Source organism: Burkholderia sp. WSM2232, from assembly GCF_000472545.1.
GTDB lineage: Bacteria > Pseudomonadota > Gammaproteobacteria > Burkholderiales > Burkholderiaceae > Paraburkholderia.
In genome coordinates, this window is the sequence record NZ_AWZV01000011.1 from 21,548 (window position 1) to 41,130 (window position 19,583).

At 63.1% G+C, this 19,583-nt stretch carries 16 protein-coding genes; 10 read left to right on the top strand and 6 right to left on the bottom strand.

Annotated elements, in window-relative coordinates; all coding sequences use genetic code 11:
• Window positions 1-213: 213 nt before the first annotated feature.
• The gene (gene uvrA, locus F757_RS0111315) at window positions 214-3,087 is read left to right on the top strand and encodes an excinuclease ABC subunit UvrA (protein ID WP_027211486.1); all 2,874 of its coding nucleotides are present in this window, start codon (window positions 214-216) and stop codon (window positions 3,085-3,087) included.
• Between the two features lie 33 nt (window positions 3,088-3,120).
• On the top strand, window positions 3,121-4,206 hold the full coding sequence (locus F757_RS0111320) for an AI-2E family transporter (RefSeq protein WP_027211487.1): 1,086 nt from the start codon (window positions 3,121-3,123) through the stop codon (window positions 4,204-4,206).
• A 63-nt stretch (window positions 4,207-4,269) separates the two neighbouring features.
• Here F757_RS0111320 and F757_RS0111325 read toward each other — a convergent pair whose 3' ends face one another.
• Complete coding sequence (locus tag F757_RS0111325) at window positions 4,270-6,450, bottom strand: TonB-dependent siderophore receptor (RefSeq protein WP_027211488.1); 2,181 nt, start codon at window positions 6,448-6,450, stop codon at window positions 4,270-4,272.
• 321 nt (window positions 6,451-6,771) lie between these two features.
• Here F757_RS0111325 and F757_RS0111330 point away from each other — a divergent pair, with 321 nt between their 5' ends.
• Complete coding sequence (locus F757_RS0111330) at window positions 6,772-8,037, top strand: PepSY-associated TM helix domain-containing protein (RefSeq protein WP_027211489.1); 1,266 nt, start codon at window positions 6,772-6,774, stop codon at window positions 8,035-8,037.
• A gap of 207 nt (window positions 8,038-8,244) precedes the next feature.
• On the opposite strand, the gene purU is transcribed toward F757_RS0111330, so the two are convergent.
• The 5 genes from purU to F757_RS0111355 all read right to left on the bottom strand — a co-directional run bounded on the left by purU (window position 8,245) and on the right by F757_RS0111355 (window position 13,500).
• Window positions 8,245-9,114, bottom strand: a complete 870-nt coding sequence (purU, locus tag F757_RS0111335; protein WP_027211490.1) for a formyltetrahydrofolate deformylase — start codon at window positions 9,112-9,114, stop codon at window positions 8,245-8,247.
• A 67-nt stretch (window positions 9,115-9,181) separates the two neighbouring features.
• Window positions 9,182-10,060: an NUDIX hydrolase gene (locus F757_RS0111340; RefSeq protein WP_027211491.1), complete on the bottom strand. Its 879-nt coding sequence runs from the start codon at window positions 10,058-10,060 to the stop codon at window positions 9,182-9,184.
• A gap of 60 nt (window positions 10,061-10,120) precedes the next feature.
• Window positions 10,121-10,735: a LysE family translocator gene (locus F757_RS0111345; RefSeq protein WP_027211492.1), complete on the bottom strand. Its 615-nt coding sequence runs from the start codon at window positions 10,733-10,735 to the stop codon at window positions 10,121-10,123.
• 117 nt (window positions 10,736-10,852) lie between these two features.
• Window positions 10,853-11,419 carry an adenine phosphoribosyltransferase gene (locus F757_RS0111350; protein ID WP_027211493.1) on the bottom strand — a complete coding sequence of 189 codons (567 nt, stop codon included), beginning with the start codon at window positions 11,417-11,419 and terminating at the stop codon, window positions 10,853-10,855.
• A gap of 77 nt (window positions 11,420-11,496) precedes the next feature.
• Entirely contained in the window at window positions 11,497-13,500 is a 2,004-nt protein-coding gene (locus F757_RS0111355; protein WP_027211494.1) for a monovalent cation:proton antiporter family protein, read from the bottom strand.
• Between the two features lie 174 nt (window positions 13,501-13,674).
• Between F757_RS0111355 and kdsD the strand changes: the two genes are divergently transcribed.
• The 7 genes from kdsD to hpf all read left to right on the top strand — a co-directional run bounded on the left by kdsD (window position 13,675) and on the right by hpf (window position 19,547).
• Complete coding sequence (gene kdsD / locus F757_RS0111360) at window positions 13,675-14,658, top strand: arabinose 5-phosphate isomerase KdsD (RefSeq protein WP_027211495.1); 984 nt, start codon at window positions 13,675-13,677, stop codon at window positions 14,656-14,658.
• A complete protein-coding gene (locus tag F757_RS0111365) occupies window positions 14,658-15,218 on the top strand; it encodes a KdsC family phosphatase (RefSeq protein ID WP_027211496.1) in 561 nt (186 codons plus the stop codon). Before kdsD ends, F757_RS0111365 begins: the two co-directional genes overlap by 1 nt.
• Window positions 15,215-15,826 carry an LPS export ABC transporter periplasmic protein LptC gene (gene lptC / locus F757_RS0111370; protein WP_027211497.1) on the top strand — a complete coding sequence of 204 codons (612 nt, stop codon included), beginning with the start codon at window positions 15,215-15,217 and terminating at the stop codon, window positions 15,824-15,826. The genes F757_RS0111365 and lptC overlap by 4 nt, the downstream gene beginning before the upstream one ends.
• A gap of 21 nt (window positions 15,827-15,847) precedes the next feature.
• Window positions 15,848-16,519: a lipopolysaccharide transport periplasmic protein LptA gene (gene lptA, locus F757_RS0111375; RefSeq protein ID WP_027211498.1), complete on the top strand. Its 672-nt coding sequence runs from the start codon at window positions 15,848-15,850 to the stop codon at window positions 16,517-16,519.
• Window positions 16,516-17,301, top strand: coding sequence for an LPS export ABC transporter ATP-binding protein (lptB, locus tag F757_RS0111380; RefSeq protein ID WP_013337960.1), 786 nt, complete (start codon window positions 16,516-16,518; stop codon window positions 17,299-17,301). Before lptA ends, lptB begins: the two co-directional genes overlap by 4 nt.
• Window positions 17,302-17,504: 203 nt before the next feature.
• Window positions 17,505-19,019: an RNA polymerase factor sigma-54 gene (locus F757_RS0111385; RefSeq protein WP_027211499.1), complete on the top strand. Its 1,515-nt coding sequence runs from the start codon at window positions 17,505-17,507 to the stop codon at window positions 19,017-19,019.
• A gap of 171 nt (window positions 19,020-19,190) precedes the next feature.
• Window positions 19,191-19,547, top strand: coding sequence for a ribosome hibernation-promoting factor, HPF/YfiA family (hpf, locus tag F757_RS0111390; RefSeq protein WP_006048027.1), 357 nt, complete (start codon window positions 19,191-19,193; stop codon window positions 19,545-19,547).
• Window positions 19,548-19,583 lie beyond the last annotated feature (36 nt).

Sequence of the window (19,583 nt, forward strand, 5' to 3'; positions counted from 1 at the left end):
GCGGCGGGAGCAATTGCCCTCGCCTCGTGCGCGGCGCCTTGTACCGACGGAAAACGGCCCCAGTTAGGTCTTTTGCCGCAGCGCTGAACCGCGGACTTACAGCATGCCTGAGGTCCTGTCCGGGCCGTCAGGAAGCCGTAACGGCGGCCTTGAAAAGTCGTTATAGTAGCAGGTTTAGCCTCTTCCTCTTTCCGCAGTTCATGGAATAAATCCGTGGAACAAATCCGTATTCGTGGGGCTCGCACCCACAACCTGAAGAACGTCAATCTCGACCTACCACGCCATCAGCTCGTCGTTATTACCGGTCTTTCCGGCTCGGGGAAATCGTCGCTCGCGTTCGACACGCTGTATGCGGAAGGACAGCGGCGCTACGTAGAAAGCCTCTCGGCTTACGCACGGCAATTCCTGCAGCTAATGGAAAAGCCCGACGTGGATCTGATCGAAGGCCTTTCGCCGGCCATCTCGATCGAGCAGAAGGCCACCTCGCACAATCCGCGCTCCACGGTGGGCACAGTCACCGAAATTCACGACTACCTGAGGCTATTGTTCGCACGCGTCGGCACGCCCTACTGCCCGGACCATGAGATCCCGCTGGAGGCGCAAAGCGTGTCGCAAATGGTCGACGCGGCGCTCGCGCTGCCGGAAGAAACGAGACTGATGATCCTCGCGCCCGTGGTCGCGGACCGCAAGGGCGAGCACGTCGAGTTGTTCGAGGAAATGCAGGCGCAGGGCTTCATCCGTTTCCGGGTGCGCTCGGGCGGCGGCACGGCCAACGAAGGCGCCGCGAAGATTCATGAAGTGGACTCGCTGCCGAAGCTGAAGAAAAACGACAAGCACACCATCGACGTCGTGGTGGACCGCCTGAAGGTACGGCCCGACATGAAGCAGCGTCTCGCGGAATCGTTCGAAACCGCGTTGCGTCTTGCGGACGGCCGCGCCATCGCGCTTGAAATGGACACCGACAAGGAGCATCTATTCAGCTCGAAGTTTGCCTGTCCGATCTGTTCGTATTCGCTGCAGGAACTCGAGCCGCGGCTCTTCTCGTTTAACAATCCGATGGGCGCCTGCCCGGAATGCGACGGCCTTGGCCAGATCACCTTCTTCGATCCGAAGCGGGTGGTCGCGCATCCGTCACTGTCGTTGGCGGCGGGCGCCGTGAAGGGCTGGGACCGGCGCAACCAGTTCTACTTCCAGATGCTGCAAAGCCTCGCGGCCTTCTACGATTTCGACATCGACACGGCTGTCGAAGACCTGCCGGAGAAAGTCCGCAAGATCCTGCTGTTCGGCTCGGGCAAGCAGGAGATTCCCTTCTCGTACATCAACGAGCGCGGGCGCGCGTCGGTCCGCGAGCATGTGTTCGAAGGCATCATTCCCAACCTGGAGCGGCGTTATCGCGAGACGGATTCGGCCGCGGTGCGCGAGGAGCTCGCCAAATACCAGAACAACCAACCGTGCCCGGCTTGCGCGGGCACGCGGCTGCGCCGCGAGGCGCGCTTCGTGCGCATCGGCGCGGACGGCGACGCGCGCGGCATCTACGAAATCAGCGGCTGGCCGTTGCGCGACGCGCTCGGCTATTTCCAGACACTGCGCCTCGAAGGCTCGAAGCGCGAAATCGCCGACAAGGTGGTGAAGGAAATCGTCGCGCGGCTGATGTTCCTGAACAACGTCGGGCTCGATTATCTGTCGCTCGAGCGCAGCGCCGAAACGCTGTCGGGCGGCGAGGCGCAGCGCATCCGCCTCGCGTCGCAGATCGGCTCAGGCCTTACCGGCGTGATGTACGTGCTCGATGAGCCGTCCATCGGACTGCATCAGCGCGACAATGACCGGCTGATCGCCACGCTCAAGCACCTGCGCGACCTGGGCAACTCGGTGATCGTCGTCGAACACGACGAAGACATGATCCGCATGGCCGACTACGTGGTCGACATGGGTCCGGGCGCCGGCGAGCACGGCGGCATGGTGATCGCCGAGGGCACGCCGAAAGAGGTGGAACGCAATGCGGCGTCCATGACCGGGCAGTACATGTCGGGCGCGCGCACCATCGAGTATCCGGACGAGCGCAGGGACCCGGACGAGCGGCGGCTGCGCATCGTCGAGGCGCACGGCAACAATCTGCGCCATGTCACGCTCGATCTGCCGGTTGGCCTGCTCACCTGCGTGACCGGCGTGTCCGGTTCGGGCAAGTCCACGCTCATCAACGACACGCTTTACCAGGCGGTCGCGCATCATCTTTACGGGTCGTCCACGGAGCCGGCGCCGTACGAGTCGATCGAGGGGCTCGAGCATTTTGACAAGGTCATCAACGTCGACCAGTCGCCGATTGGCCGCACGCCGCGCTCCAATCCCGCCACCTACACGGGGCTCTTCACGCCGATCCGCGAGCTGTTCGCGGGCGTGCCCGCCGCCAAGGAGCGCGGTTACGATCCAGGGCGTTTCTCGTTCAACGTGAAGGGCGGACGCTGCGAGTCCTGCCAGGGCGACGGCGTGCTGAAGGTCGAGATGCACTTTCTGCCCGATGTGTACGTGCCGTGCGACGTCTGCCACGGCAAGCGCTACAACCGCGAAACACTGGACGTGCAATACAAAGGCAAGAACATCAGCGAGGTGCTCGACATGACGGTCGAGCACGCGTACGAGTTCTTCAAGCCGGTGCCGGTCGTCGCGCGCAAGCTGAAAACCTTGCTCGACGTCGGCCTCGGCTATATCCGGCTCGGCCAGTCGGCGACCACCCTGTCGGGCGGCGAGGCGCAGCGCGTCAAACTATCTTTGGAACTGAGCAAGCGCGATACGGGTCGCACGCTATACATTCTCGACGAGCCCACCACCGGGTTGCACTTTCATGACATTGCGCTGCTGCTCGAAGTTATTCATCGGTTACGCGACCAGGGTAATACCGTCGTGATCATCGAGCATAATCTCGATGTAATCAAAACTGCCGACTGGGTCATCGACATGGGTCCGGAGGGCGGCGCGGGCGGCGGCCAGATCATCGCCCAAGGCACGCCGGAGCAGATCGCGAAGTCCAAAGCAAGTTTTACCGGTAGATACCTGGCGCCTCTGCTGAAACGCGCGGCCAGCAAAAAGTAACGCTGCATAACACGGGTTGGAGACGGATAAGCCATGGCCAAGCGGAATCAGGCGAGCGAAAACGGGCAAGTGCAGGACTTGCGCCCACGCCCGGTCAGGCTGACCAGCAACATGAGCCTGCCGAAACTGTCGGCGGTCGAGATCGGCAGTTATGTGCTGATGCTGTTCGGCATGTGGGCGGTGATCCAGCTGCGGTTGCTGGGCGCGCTGCTCGCCGGGCTGCTGGTGTTCCAGCTCGTGCATACCATCGCGCCGCGCATCGAGCGCCATATGTCAAGCGGGCGGGCACGCTGGCTGGCGGTGGTGTTTCTCGCCACGGTGATCGTAGGCTCCCTCACGGGTCTCACGCTCGGCATTATCGAGCACTTCGAGAACGACGTGCCGAGCGTGCAGAAGCTGCTCGACCAGGCCATGCAGCTGATCGACCAGGCGCGTGGCCGGATTCCGCAGTTCATCGCGAGCACGCTGCCGGTGGACACCGAGCAGATGAAAACCAAGGCCGCCGAACTGATGCAGACGCATGCGAACATGCTTCAGCAAAGCGGCAAGACGGCGGCGCGCGCGTTCACGCATATTCTGATCGGCATGATCATCGGCGCGATTATCGCCGTCAGCGCGCAAAAGCAGATGCAGCGGCTGCCGCTCTCCACTGCGTTCGTCACGCGCGTGACCCGGTTCGCCGACGCGTTCCGCCGCATCGTGTTCGCGCAGGTGAAAATTTCCGCGATCAACGCAGTGTTTACCGGCATTTTCCTGCTTGTCGTGCTGCCGATCTTTCACGACCAGTTGCCACTGTCCAAAACGCTGGTGCTGGTCACGTTCATCGTCGGCTTGCTGCCGGTCATCGGCAATCTGATTTCGAACACAATTATCGTGGCGGTGGCGCTATCGGTGAGCTTTCCGGCCGCGGTCATGTCGCTCGCGTTCCTGATTCTGATTCACAAGCTTGAGTATTTCCTCAATGCGCGCATTGTGGGCGGGCAGATCGAGGCGCGCGCGTGGGAGTTGCTCGTGGCCATGCTCGTTATGGAAGCCGCATTCGGTTTGCCTGGCGTGGTCGCCGCGCCCATCTTCTATGCGTATATCAAACGCGAGCTGATTTACCTTCGGCTGGTCTGAGCCTGCGATAGACGCAGGCTTGCCCGGCAAAAAAAACGGCACCGCAGTGCCGTTTTTTTTCGCTCAGAAGTCGATGCGAGCGTTCAGCGACAGGGTGCGCGGATCGCCCGGCGTCACGTAGTCCGCGTACTGGTATTCCCAGTAACGGCGGTTGAGCAGGTTGTCGATCGCAGCGCGGAAGGTCACGTCGTAGCCGGCGATGCGAGTCGCGTAGCTCGCGCCCAGATTCACCAGCATATAGCCCGGCGCGTTCAGGTTCGCAGAAGGCCGCACGTTGGTATTGCCGGTGAACTTGGCGTCCGCGCCAATGCGCAGCCCCGGCACGTACGGCACCGAGTAAGTCGCATGACCGGCCACCACGAACTGCGGCGCACCCGCCACGCGATTGCCGTTATTGGCCGCGCCTCGTTCGTACTTTGTATTGATCCACATGAGGTCGCCGCCCACGTTCCAGTGGCTGCCGAGACGCACGTCGCCGCCCATTTCGATACCCTGGAATATCGACTCGCCGTCCTGCGTATAGACGTTCGCACTGTTGGCATATGCCGCGCCGCGCTCGATCCGGAACAGCGCGGCCGTCGCGCTCCAGCGGGAATGTTCGGTCTTGATGCCCACTTCGTACTGCTTGCTGCGCAACGGCTTGAGCAGTTCGCCGCGATTCGCATACGTGTCGCCGACCACCGTGCCAGCCTCCAGCGACTCCACGTAGCTCGTGTACAAGGTCGTGGTCGGCGCGAGCTTGAACATGACTGCGACGGTCGGCGTGACCACGCCGTTCTGGCTATACGTCGACGAGGTTGCGCCCGTGGTCGAGTAGCCGTGCTGCTCGTAGTTCGTGTAGCGCACGCCGCCGAGCACCGACCAGCGCTGGGTCAACTGGATCGTATCGCTCGCGAACAGCGCCTTTTGCGTGATGTCGCTGTCGCGGTACGTGTAGTAGTTCGACGCGCTGTAGAACGTATTGGTGTTGGGCTGGTAGATGTTGCCCGTGCCGATCTGGCCGAAGAAGCTGTTCGCCCCGTAGTCGTTGGTCTGGCGCTGATAGGCCGCGCCCAGCACGAGTTGGTGCACCAGCGGCCCGGTCTTTACGTGCCCTTCCGCCGACACCTGCCACAAGCTCAGTTGATGCCCTTCCTTGCCGGCAAAACGGCTGTCGGTGTAATCGCCCGCGCCGTTCAGCAGGTAATAGGTGCTCTCGTTGCGATCGCGCGAGCTCTTGCTGTAGCTGTAGCTGGCGTTGAGCGTCCAGTCCTCGCCGAGGTTGTACTGAAGCCCCGCCGTGTACAACTGGAGGTTCGTGTTCAGGTGCTGGTCCGGGCCGGAAAGGTCGCCCGTTCCGCCGCTCAGGGTATGCGGCAGGCTGGTGCCGGTGTATTGGGCCGTCGAAATCGCGCCGGTAATGCCGGTGGAGTGGCGCTCCTGGTACAACGCACCGAACGTCGCTTTCAGGTCGCGCGTGAGGCGCGCGTCGAGCGCGACCGATACCGAATCGCGCCGCACGTTGCCGTCGTTATACGTCTTGCCTTCCTCATGCGTCGCATTCAGACGGTAGCCGAACATGCCATTGGGCCCAACGCGGCCACCGAGGTCCGCGTGCTCGGTCCATACGCCGTCCGTGTAATAGCCGACATCGACACTGCGCACAGGGGTTGTCGACACCGGCGGCTTTTTCGTGACGTAGTTGACCACGCCGCCGGGCGCGCCGAAGCCGTACATGAAGCCAGTCAGCCCCTTGAGCAACTCCACTTTTTCGAGCTGCTCGTAGGGCATCGTCACGCCGTAGCTGTTGAACGGCATGCCGTCGATCTTGAAGCCCGACTGCCAGTCGAGCTGCATGCCGCGCACGGTGAGATACGTGGCCCACGCGTTGTATGCGTTGCCGTTGTCGGACACCGAGGCGTCGGTGGCGAACACGTCGCCGAGTTTGGACGGCTGGCGATCCTGCAACTCCTCGCTCGTCACGACTGTGGTCGAGAACGGCGTATCGAGTTGCGAGCGGCTGCCAAGTGCGCCGCTACCGACGTCCTCTTTCAGATGCTGCGCCGTGTCCTGCGCGGCGGTGACCTTCACTGTGGGCAGCGCCTTGTCGTCGCCGTCCGCCGGGGTCGAGGCCGCGGCCGGCGCCGCCGGCACCTGCTGCGCCAACGCGGCCTGAGTGGCGGTCAGCGCGAGACACGCCGCCCAGTTCAATCGGTGGATCCTGCGTGTTTTACGCGGATGCGTTACCCCGCTGTGCTTGTTCATTGTTGTTTCATCTCGCTGATTCACCTACCAAATGAGAATCATTCCCATTTCTACGGGACGCGATGATGCCAAAAAACTATGCGAATTGTAAGCTTCGCTATGCGACATTTTGTCGCATCGTCCGTGGTCGTCCGGCGCATGTGCCCGGAACGGTGAGGCTTGAAAGGCCGCGGCACTCGGCCGCTGGTGTGTCGCGCAAAGCTTTCGAAGAACTTGCTGCTTGCAACGCGCTTCGCATAAGATGCGAACAATTCCTATTTCCATTAGACCGCTCGCAGTGATACATCGTCCGAAGTCCCGTTTCCTCCTGCCGGCCCGCTCATGAGGGGTCAGCTCGTTCGCCTGCATCGCTGGCTCGGCGTGGCCACGGCGTTGTTCCTGTTCGTCGCTGGGCTCACCGGCGCGATCATCGCGTGGGATCACGAACTCGACGCCGCGCTCAACCCGTCATTCTTCAAAGCGCGCACGGCAGGGCCGGCGTTGTCGGGGCTGGAACTGGCACGGCGAGTCGAAGCCGCCGATCCGCGTGTGCAAGTAACCTACTTGCCGCTCGCCGCGGAGCCGGGCCACACGCTTCAGATGATGGTGCTGCCGCGCACGAATCCGGCGACGCGCGAACCCTACAAACTCGACTTCAATCAGATCGCGGTCGACCCGGCCACTGGCGAGGTGCAAGGACGCCGCGAATGGGGCGCCTTCTCCCTTTCGCGAATCAACCTTCTCCCGTTCGTCTACAAGCTGCACTACACGCTGCATTTGCCTTTTACGGGCGGCGTCGACCTGGGCGTGTGGCTGATGGGCGTGGTCGGCATCATCTGGCTGTTCGACAGCGTGATTGCGTTGTGGCTGTCGTTTCCGAGCGTGAAGTCGTGGCGCAAGTCGTTTGCGTTCCGCTTCGGGCGCGGCGGCTATGCGCTCACCTTCGACCTGCACCGCTCCGGCGGCGTATGGATCTGGGGCCTGCTGCTGATGGTGGCGCTGACCTCGGTGTCGATGAACCTAGCCGCACCGGTCGTGCGTCCCATCGTCTCGATGTTTTCAACGCTCACGCCGGACCCGATCAACAACCCGGAAATCGCCCGTGCACCGCAACCGGGCGACGGTGTGCTCAGTCGCGAGCGCATCCTGCAGATCGCCGAAGAAGCGGGCAAGGCGCAGCACATCGCCGCGCCGCCGGGCGGTATCTATTACGCGGAGTTCGTGCATGCGTATGGCGTCGGCTTCTTCCAGACTGGCAACGACCACGGCGACATGGGCCTGGGCAACCCGTGGATGTACTGGGACACGGCCACCGGCAAACTCCTCGGCAGGCAGATTCCAGGCAAGGGCACGGCCGGCGACATCTTCATGCAGGTTCAGTATCCGCTGCACTCTGGACGCATCCTCGGTATCGGTGGGCGAATCCTGATCAGCGCGGTAGGCATTGCAGTCGCCGTGCTGAGCGCGACGGGCCTGCTGATCTGGCTGAAGAAGTTGAATGCGCGGCGCCGAGCGGCGCACAAGCCAGACGAAGCGCAGAAGGCGCCGGTGACTCGCGAGCCCGGCAGAACGCCGGCGCGGCCACGGGAAGAGATAGCGGCGGAATGAGCCAATACGGCGGCAACGGGAGAGCTACGTCGGGATGAACTAAAGCGGCGGTAGCGGGAGAAAACGCGCGGAACGAGCTAACGCGTCGGCAGCGGGCGAGATCGCGCGGAATGAGTCAACGCGGCGGCAGCAGGAAAGATCGCGGCTGAATGAACATGCGCGGCGGCAGCGCCGCCGCGCAACCACCGCAAAAACCACCGTCGGCTTCTAGCGGAACACCACCGTCTTGCTGCCGTTCAGTACCACGCGATGCTCGACGTGCCACTTCACCGCACGCGCGAGCGTTACACACTCGACGTCGCGGCCAATTGCCGTCAACTGCTCCGGCGTCATGCTGTGGTCCACCCGCTCCACTTCCTGCTCGATGATCGGACCTTCGTCCAGATCGGTCGTCACATAGTGCGCCGTTGCGCCAATCAGCTTCACGCCGCGGTCGAACGCCTGGTAATACGGCTTCGCGCCCTTGAAGCTCGGCAGGAACGAGTGGTGAATATTGATTGCGCGGCCTGCAAGCGCTTCGCACAGCTTCGGCGACAGAATCTGCATATAGCGCGCGAGCACGACGAGGTCGGCCTGGTGTTCGTCGATCACTTCCAGCACGCGCGCTTCCTGCGCGGCCTTCGCCTCCGGCGTGCCGCCCAGCAGCGGAAAATGATGGAACGGAATGTCGTAGCTCGCCGCGAGCTGATAGAACTCCTTGTGGTTCGAGATGATCGCCGGAATCTCGATGTTCAGCTGACCCGTGCGGTAGCGAAACAGCAGGTCATTCAGACAATGGCCGATCTTCGAGACCATGATCACGACGCGCGGCTTCACGGATGCATCGTGCAACTCCCAGCTCATGGCGAACTGCTCGGCGAGCGTCGCGAAGGACGCGCGCAGCGCCTCGAGCCCCGGATCGCCGCCCACCTGCTGGAAATGCACGCGCATGAAGAATTCGCCGGTGCGGCTGTCGCCGAACTGCGCAGAGTCGAGAATATTGCTGCCGCGCTCGAACAGAAAGCCCGACACGGCGTGGACAATGCCGGGCCGGTCGGCGCACGACAGTTTGAGAATAAAGCTGTGATCGGTCGACATGACCTGAGTGACTCCCTTCTTCAATGCGTGGTTTGTTCGTGTTGCTGGATGGTGCGTGGCTTCGGCGTTACGGCGCGCGTACCGTCTGCAGCGGCGGCGCGAACAGGGTTTCTATGCCCGCGCACGCTTCTTCGTCTATCCAGCGGCGGCGCAGCAGGCAGTCGAGCGTAGCGAGACTCGCGTCCACAGTCATCGCCCCTTCTTCGATCCAGCGCGCCACTTCGTCGATGCGCGCAAGGCGATGCTCGCCCACTTCGCCGTCCTGATTGCGCGGCACGAAGTCGGCCGGCAACACCAGGTCGTAAATGAAAATCTGCTCGGCCTGCGTGCCCTCCGGCAACGATTGCAGCACATGCGCGGTGCGGCCCGCGACGGCGCGCACGGCGATCTCTTCGGGAATGCCGGCTTCTTCCCAGCACTCCTTGACGATCGTCGTCTCCACGCTGAAGCCCCAGCCGATCCCGCCCGCCACCACATTGTCGAGCATGCCCGGATCGGTCGCCTTGGTTTCGCTGCGGCGCGCGATCCATAAGCGCGGCGCTCCGCCGGAGGGCGCGCCCCCGTTTGTATATTCTACGACGCCGTTCAGATGCACCGCGTAGGTCATCGTGCCGAAGAAGCGCGACGCCGCGCGCTCGATGTACGCGAGCGGCCGCGCGTCGAAGGCGTTGCGGATCGCGTAGGTCTCGTTACGCCAGCCGGGAATGCGCCCCTCGGCCGCGAGCGCGCCGATCACCGAAGCGAGCGCCGCGCTGCGAAGATCGACGGTATTGAAGGCCGGCGCGAGTGTGACGCGCGTGCCGTCGATTTCGAACACGTCTGGCCAGCGCGCGAGCAGATGCACGTCGTCCGAGCGGATCCAGCCGACCTGTTCGGCGTCGATCCGGAACGGCAGATGCGCGCGAACATCGAAGCGGCGCGCGGCAGTGAGGCAAGGCAAACTCATTCAATACTCCAGACTTTCGGCAAACGCGCGGCACTCAGCGCACGGACAACCATTCGCCGTTCAATCGCGCAACGCGACACGAATGCCAAGCGCGATGAAAGTGGCGCCGGCGAGACGGTCAAGCCACACGCCCACGCGCGGACGACGCCTCAACCATGCGCCGATCATTCCCGCACAGACGCCGAACAGCGAGAACACCACCAGCGTCTGCAACATGAAGAGCGCACCGAGCTCGAGCATCTGCACCGTGACGCTTTGTGCGCCATCGGTCTGCACGAATTGCGGCAGAAACACGACGAAGAACAGCGTCACCTTCGGATTGAGCAGATTGCCAAGAACGCTCTGGCGAAACACGCTGAGCAATGGTTGGGGCGCGCGTTCGTGAGCGGTCGCGAGCCCCTCGCTGCGCAGCGCCTTGATGCCGATCCAGACCAGATAGGCGGCGCCGGCCAGCTTGATGCCGTGAAACGCAAGCGGCGAGGAGCGCAGCAGCGCGGCCACGCCGAGCGCAGCGAGTGTCGTGTGAAACGTGATGCCCGCCGCGAAGCCAAGCGCCGCGACGAGGCCCGCGGCGCGGCCCTGCGAGATGCCGCGCGCCAGCACCTGTAGATTGTCCGGACCGGGCGCCATCGTGATGGCAATTGATGTAGCGAGAAACAACGCGAAGTTGGGCACGATTGCTATCTACCTTTCTTTATGCCAGAAGCTCTGCACGCCACGGTGGACCCGAAGCGAACCCCAAGCGAACCCAAGCGGATTGGCCACCACTGCATGGGCCGCAACGTCATGCGCTCAGTGGCCCGCGAAACTCGTCACCGTGTACAGCGGCAAACCGCCGCCCGCGAGCAGCTTGGAACCGCCGAGTTCGGGCAGGTCGATAATCGCCGCGCCTTCCACGACGACCGCGCCGAGCCGCTCCAGCAAAATCTTGCCGGCCATCATCGTGCCGCCGGTCGCGATCAGGTCGTCCATGATCACCACGCGGTCGCCCGGCTCGCACGCGTCCTCGTGAATCTCGACGGTGGCCGTGCCGTACTCGAGTTCATACGACTGCGACGCGCGCTTGTACGGCAGTTTGCCCTGCTTGCGGATCGGAATGAAACCGAGGTTCAGTTCATACGCGAGAATCGGCCCGATGATGAAGCCGCGCGCGTCGAGTCCGGCAACATAGTCGAGCTTCGCGTCGATATACCGCTGCACGAACAGGTCGATCAGCACGCGCAGCGACTTCGGCTCGCGCAACAACGGCGTGATGTCGCGAAACTGCACGCCCGGCTGCGGCCAGTCGGGAACGGTGCGAATGTGACTCTTGATGTAGTCGGCCGCGTCGAGCGGCGCGCTCGCCAGCGCGTTTGACATGATGTCTCCGGATGGACCCCGCGAGGTCCCATGAAAAGCTGAATCAGCGGCGCCGGACGAATCGGGCCGCACTTTGGCTAGGCCGCGGCGGCACCCGCGCGACGATGTTTCGAGAGGCGCTCCTCGGCTTGCGCCAGTTGCTCCGGCAAGCCGCGCAGCACGACAATGTCGCTCGCGCGCAGCTTGGTCGACGGGTCCGGCTCCACGCCGCGAATGCCGTGCCGGCGAATCGCCGTCACTTCCACGCCGAGTTCGTAAAGGCCCAGATCCGCGAGCGTGCGGCCGACCGCGTCGGCACTCTCGTCGACCGGAACCGATTGTAGCCGCACCTGTTCGTGGCCGTCGTCGTCGTCCATGTCGTCCGCGCCGTGGAAATAGCCGCGCAGCAGCGCATAGCGTTCGTCGCGCATTTCCTCCACCCGGCGCACCACGCGCCGCATCGGCACGCCCATTACCACGAGCGTGTGCGACGCGAGCATCAGGCTGCCTTCGACGATCTCCGGAATCACCTCGGTCGCGCCCGCGGCGAGCAGTTTCTCGAGATCCGCGTCGTCGACGGTACGAACGATGACCGGCAAAGTAGGCTCGAGTTCGTGAATGTTGTGCAACACGCGCAGCGCCGACGGCGTATTCGCATAGGTGATGGCGATCGCCGCGGCGCGGTGAATGCCGGCTGCGAGCAGCGACTCGCGCCGCCCCGCGTCGCCGAACACCACGGATTCGCCCGCAGCAGCCGCCGCCTGTACACGGTCCGGGTCGAGGTCGAGCGCGACATACGACAGACCTTCGTGCTCCAGCATGCGGGCAAGGTTCTGACCCGAGCGGCCATAGCCGCAAATGATCACGTGGCCGCTTTGCTTCAGGCTCTGGGTGGCGATGCGCGTCATCTGCAGGGACTGCATCATCCATTCTGTCGACGACAGGCGCAGCACGATGCGGTCGGCGTTCTGGATCAGGAACGGCGCGGCGAGCATCGACAGCAGCATCGCCGCGAGAATCGCCTGCAACAGCGTGGCATCGACGAGATGTTTGTCGAGAATCAGATTCAGGAGCACGAAACCGAACTCGCCGGCTTGTGCAAGGCCAATGCCGGTGCGCATCGCGACGCCCGGCGACGCGCCGAACAGACGCGACAGCCCGGTGATCATGACCACTTTCAGCAAGGTCGGCCCGATCAGGAAGCCAAGCACGACGAACGGATGCTGCCAGATCACGAGCGGGTTCAGCAACATGCCGGTGGTGATGAAGAAGAGGCCGAGCAGCACGTCGCGAAACGGCTTGATGTCTTCTTCCACCTGATGGCGATACGGCGTTTCCGCGATCAGCATGCCGGCGATGAACGCGCCCAGTGCGAGCGAAAGACCGAACTTGTCCGTAATGAACGCTGCGCCGAGCGTGACGAGTAGCAGATTGAGAATGAACAGTTCCTGCGAACGGCGCCGCGCGACCACGTTGAACCAGCGCGTCATGAAACGCTGCCCGACGATCAGCAGCAGCGACAACGCGACGACGATCTTGATGGCCGCGACGCCGAGCGAGCTCACGAGGTCCTTCGAATCACCGCCCAGCGCCGAAATGATGATCAGAAGCGGCACCACTGCGAGGTCCTGGAACAGCAGCACGCCGAAGATATTGCGGCCGTGCTCGGTCTCGATCTCGAGGCGCTCCGCGAGCATCTTGCTCACAATCGCCGTGGACGACATGGCCAGCGCGCCGCCAAGCGCAATGCTCGCCTGCCACTTGATGTGCACCCAGCGCTCGAACATGAAGCCAAGCGACACCGCGACCACTATCGTGCCGAGCACTTGCAGGAGGCCCATGCCGAACACGAGGCGGCGCATGGAGCGTAGCTTCGCGAGCGAAAACTCCAGGCCGATGGAAAACATCAGAAACACGACGCCGAATTCCGCGAGGTTCTGCGCGCCGACGGAATCGGGCACGAGCCCGAGCGCATTCGGGCCGACAACAATGCCGACGCTCAGATAGCCGAGCATCGGCGGAAGATTCAGAAAGCGAAAAATCACCACGCCCGCTACTGATGCCAGCAGCAGGAAGAGCGTCATTTCCAGCGGGGAAATCATCGGCAAAAACGCATGGGTGAAGCGTCCTCGTTCGTCAGCGGAACCGTGCACGCAAGAGGCCGTGCGACAAGGTTGAGGGGCCGTTACAGGGGGGCGATTAAGAAGGCGATGAAGGCAGCCGCGATGCACAGCAGGCCCGGCGCGGCGAACAGGCGCCTTTGCTATACTTCGCGAATGATAGCGAAAATCAATGGCGACCGGGCACTTGCGCTCGCTCGCGACGTGCTCGACATCGAAGCGGACGCCGTGCGCGCGCTTCGCGACCAGCTCGACGGCGCCTTCGTCGGGGCGGTTGACTTCATCCTGGGTTGCCGTGGGCGCGTGGTCGTCTCCGGCATCGGCAAATCGGGGCATGTGGCGCGCAAGCTCGCGGCCACGCTCGCGAGCACGGGCACACCGGCGTTCTTCGTGCATCCCGCAGAAGCAAGCCACGGCGACCTCGGCATGGTGACCGCCGACGACGTCTTCCTCGCGCTGTCCAATTCCGGCGAAACCGAGGAACTCGTGGCCATCCTGCCGCTCATCAAACGGCTTGGCGCGAAGCTGATTGCAATGACCGGACGCCCGTCGTCGAGTCTCGCCAAACTTGCGGACGTACATCTGAATTCAGGCGTCGCCAAAGAAGCCTGTCCGATGAATCTTGCGCCCACCGCGAGCACCACTGCGGCACTTGCGCTCGGCGACGCGCTCGCGGTCGCGGTGCTCGACGCGCGCGGTTTTGGCCGCGACGATTTCGCGCGCTCGCATCCGGGCGGGGCGCTCGGCCGGCGTCTGCTCACCTATGTCAGCGACGTCATGCGCACTGGCGACCAGGTGCCAAAGGTCATGCCTGAGGCCACCGTGCGCGATGCGCTCTTCCAGTTGACGGCCAAGCGCATGGGCATGACCGCGATTGTCGATAGCGAAGAGCGCGTGAAAGGCATTTTCACCGACGGCGACTTGCGCCGCGTGCTGGAGCGCGATGGCGATTTCCGCGCGCTGCCCATCGCCGCCGTCATGACCGCCGACCCGCGCACCATTGGTCCGGATCATCTCGCGGTCGAAGCCGTGGAACTGATGGAGCGCCACCGTATCAATCAGATGCTGGTCGTCGACGAAGCGGGCAAGCTGATCGGCGCGCTCAACATGCACGACCTGTTTTCGAAGAAGGTGATCTGATGGCCGTCGCGCCCCCTACCGCTACCGAACGCGCAAGCCGCGTGAAGCTGATGATTTTCGACGTCGACGGCGTGCTGACCGACGGCGGCCTGCTCTTCACGGCGGAAGGCGACACGATGAAAGGCTTCAATTCAATGGACGGCCACGGCATGAAGCTGTTGCGCCAGGCCGGCATTGAAACCGCCATCATCACCGGCCGCAAATCGGGCATCGTCGCGGCTCGCGCGAAGGAAATGCACATCACGCATGTGTATCAGGGCATCGAAAACAAGCCGCAAGCGTTCGCGGATCTGCTCAAAGCCACCGGCATGAGCGCCGAACAATGCGGCTATATGGGCGACGACTGGGTCGACCTCGGCGTGATGCTGAAGGTGGGCTTTGCGGCCGCTCCGGCCAATTCGCATCCTGAAGTGATCGCGCGCGCTCACTGGGTCAGCGAGGCGCGCGGCGGCCACGGCGCAGCGCGGGAACTGTGCGACACCCTGCTGCGCGCCCAGCACAAGTACGAGGCGCTGCTCGCGGCCGCCTGTAGCGGCGAACAGCGGGGCCTCGTCGGATGAATAACCAGTTTCGCCTCACCTCGCTGATTCCGCTTGTCGCAATGGCCGCTCTCGCGGGCGTCACGTGGTGGCTGCTGCAAGCCACGCTGCCGCGGCAAAACGAAGGCGTGGTGCGTGCCAAAGAGCACACGCCGGACTACTTTGCCGACAACTTCTCGGTTTCCGAACTCGATCAGTCGGGCTCGACGCAGTACCGCCTGACCGCGCAGTCGCTGATTCATTACGAAGACGACGAACTCAGCGACCTCGTGAAACCCGCCATGCGCGCGTTCCAGCCAGGCAAGCCGGTAGTCACGGCGACCGGCGACACCGGCAAGGTGAACGGCGACGCGTCCATCGTCGACCTGTACGGCAACGCCCGCATCCTGCGCTCCGCGGGCAACGGCGACCCGCAGATGCAGGCCGATTCCGAGCATTTCCGCGTGCTCGTGAACGACGATGTGATCGAGACGGAAAAGCCGGTTAAACTTCAGCGCGGCATGTCCGTGATGACAGCCAGCGGCATGAATTACAACAACGTCACCCGGGTCATGCGGCTCTTCGGCAATGTGAAAGGCGCGATCGCCGCGTCCGACGCCGGCGGCAGCTCGCCCAGACAACCCGGGTAATCCCATTCCAGGCGTGACTGCATGAACGAATCGTTCCCCCGTTTTGATACCGGCCGCTCGCGCACCCTGTCCGCGTGCCGCGCCGCACTCGCTGCGCTGCTGGTCGCGTTGCCGCTTGCCGGCTTCGCGCCGCTCGCGCACGCGGACCGCGCCGACAAGGACAAGCCGCTCAATATCGAAGCGGACAACATGACTTACGACGACCTCAAACAGGTCAACATTTTCACCGGCCATGTGGTCGCCACCAAGGGTACGATCGTGATCAAGGCCGACCGTGTCGAAGTCACGCAAGACCCGCAGGGCTATCAGTACGCGACCGGCACCTCGAGCGGCGCCAATCTGTCGTATTTCCGCCAGAAGCGCGAGGGCCTCGACGAATACATCGAAGGCACGGCCGTTCGTATCGACTACGACGGCAAACAGGACCTGACCACGCTCACCACGAACGCTACCGTCAAGCGCCTGCAAGGCCTTTCGACGGTAATGGATCAGGTGCACGGCAGCGTCATCACTTATGACGGCCAGAAAGACTTCTATACCGCGAAGGCAGGCAAGGACGTCGCCGGCCCGGGCAATCCCAGCGGCCGCGTGCGCGCCATGCTGTCGCCGCGCAACGGCGGCGCCGCGCCGCTGAACGGCGCGTCGGCCACGCTCGCGCCGTCCACCACCATTCAGGGAGCGCCGAATCAGTGAGCACCTCAGCGTCCCTTCCCAATCGCAAGCCGGCGGGCACGAGCAGTTCGCTGGTGGTACGTAATCTGAAGAAGCGCTACGGTTCGCGCACGGTCGTCAAAGACGTTTCCCTCGATGTGAAAAGCGGCGAAGTGGTGGGTCTGCTCGGCCCGAACGGTGCGGGCAAGACCACGTCGTTCTATATGATCGTCGGACTCGTGCCGCTCGATGCCGGCGACATCGACCTGGACGGCAAGTCCATCAGCCTGCTGCCCATCCACAAGCGCGCTTCGCTCGGGCTTTCGTATCTGCCGCAGGAAGCGTCGGTGTTCCGCAAGCTTTCCGTCGAGGAAAACATTCGCGCCGTGCTGCAACTACAGCACGAGGAAAATGGCAAGCGCCTGTCCAAAGACGCCATCACGAGCCGTACGGAAGCGCTGCTCGACGAACTGCAAATCGCGCATTTGCGTGAAAATCCGGCGCTTTCGCTGTCGGGCGGCGAGCGCCGCCGGGTGGAAATCGCGCGGGCGCTCGCCACCAACCCGAGCTTCATTCTGCTCGACGAACCGTTCGCGGGCGTCGACCCGATCGCGGTGCTCGAAATCCAGAAAATCGTCAAATTTCTGAAGCAGCGCAATATTGGCGTGCTAATCACCGATCACAACGTGCGCGAAACCCTCGGCATCTGCGATCACGCGTACATCATCAGCGACGGCAGCGTGCTCGCGGCCGGCGCGCCGAGCGAAATCATCGAAAACGAAAGCGTGCGGCGCGTCTATCTAGGCGAGCATTTCCGCATGTAAGCGCAGTCGGGAAACGGCGGCGCATCACGCGCCGCCTCCGTTTTGCGGTCGTTATCCTCGGCGTTGTTCTGGGCGTCCTGCTGGGCGTTCTCCTGCCGGGCGGGCTCGCGCCCCGGCGCCACCGAAAGCGGACGCATGTGTAATTGCGAATTCGCAAGGTATCGCGGTCGTGGCAAACTCTCTACAATGAATCTGAACTTGCCATGAAAGCCAGCCTCCAACTCCGCCTATCGCAGCATCTTGCGTTGACCCCGCAACTGCAGCAGTCCATCCGGCTGCTTCAGCTGTCCACGCTCGAACTGCAGCAGGAAGTGGCAACGGCGATCTCGCAGAATCCGCTGCTTGAAAACGAGGACGACTGGATCGCGAGCCCGCTGCGCGTGGCTGCCGACGGCTCGCTGATCGCGCAGGCGCCCAGCTCGGCCGCGCCGCCCGACCAGATGGGCGGCAACGGCTCGTCGTCCTCCAGCAGCAGCGAGCGCTCGGAGAGCGGCGAGCCGCAAAGCGTGGACGAGTACAACGGCCTCGCGGGCGACGGCAACGGCGACTCGTCGCAGTGGAACCTCGACGACTACGGCCGCTCCGGCAATGCCTCCGACGACGACGACCTGCCGCCGCTGCAAATTCACGAATCGAGTACTTCGCTGCGCGATCACCTGATGGCGCAATTGCGCGTGACTCAGGCCGGTCAGCGCGATCGCGCGCTCGTCACGTTCCTGATCGAATCCCTCGACGACGACGGCTACCTTGCCGCCACGCTCGAAGAAGTGCTTGCGGACCTGCCGCAAGAGCTTGAAGTCGATCTCGACGAGCTGAACGCAGCACTCGCGCTGCTGCACAGCTTCGACCCCGCGGGCGTCGGCGCGCGCTCCGCGTCCGAATGCCTGAAGCTGCAATTGTTGCGGCTCGAGCCGTCGCCTACGCGGGCGTTGGCGCTCGACATCGTTGCCCATTATCTGGAACTGCTGGCCGCGCGCGATTTCACGCGTCTGCGCAAGCATTTGAAAGCCAACGACGACGACCTGCGCGCCGCGCACGCGCTGATCCGCTCACTCGAGCCGTTTCCGGGCGCCGCATACGGCAAGGCCGAGGCGGACTACGTCGTGCCGGACATCATGGTGCGCAAAACCGCCCAGGGCTGGCAGGCGGAACTGAATCCCGAGGTCGTGCCGAAGCTGCGCATCAACCACCTTTACGCCAACATTCTGCGCAATAACCGGGGCGATCCGGGCAGCGGTTCGTTGCGCCAGCAACTGCAAGAGGCGCGCTGGCTGATCAAGAATATCCAGCAGCGTTTTGAAACAATCCTGCGGGTCGCGCAAGCCATTGTCGAGCGTCAAAAGAGCTTTTTTGTGCACGGCGAAATTGCCATGCGCCCCTTGGTTTTGCGGGAAATTGCTGATACGCTGGGCCTACACGAGTCAACTGTCTCGCGTGTGACAACCGGTAAGTACATGCTCACCCCGTTCGGGACGCTTGAGTTCAAATACTTCTTCGGTTCGCATGTTTCGACGGATACGGGCGGCGCGGCGTCTTCAACGGCCATTCGCGCGCTCATCAAGCAACTGATAGGAGCGGAAAACGCAAAAACGCCTCTCTCAGACAGCCGCATAGCCGAACTGCTGGCGGAACAGGGCTTCGTGGTCGCACGGCGCACCGTGGCGAAATATCGCGAAGCGCTCAGAATCCCGGCAGTCAACCTGCGCAAGTCTCTGTAGCCCGTCGCCTTCCGTGGCGGGCATTTACCGGCCGCTCCGCAAGTTGGCGGACAGGCCGGCCGATGCGACCTGCCAGAAGTCAGTCACCGGGGGGCGACTCAGGCAAGCCGACAGATCGACCGGACCTTCGTCATCGTGCGGACCAAGCGGCCACTAGCTTGGAGAAGCACTATGAATCTGCAGATCAGTGGACACCACCTCGAAGTTACGCCTGCGTTGCGCGAATACGTGATCTCCAAATTGGATAGGGTGCTAAGACATTTCGATCAGGTCATCGACGGCAGTGTGGTCCTCTCGGTCGACAACCACAAGGAAAAGGAAAAGCGGCAAAAGGTTGAAATCAACCTGCATCTGAAGGGCAAGGACATTTTTGTCGAGAGCTGTGACAGCGACCTCTACGCTGCGATCGATCTGATGATCGACAAGCTCGACCGGCAAGTGATACGCCACAAGGATCGCCTGCAAGGCCATCAGCACGAAGCGATCAAGTATCAACCGGCGCCGCAACTGGACGTGCCGCCGCAGTAAGCAAATTCAGAAGCACTGCTTCAAACTGCTCGCCTG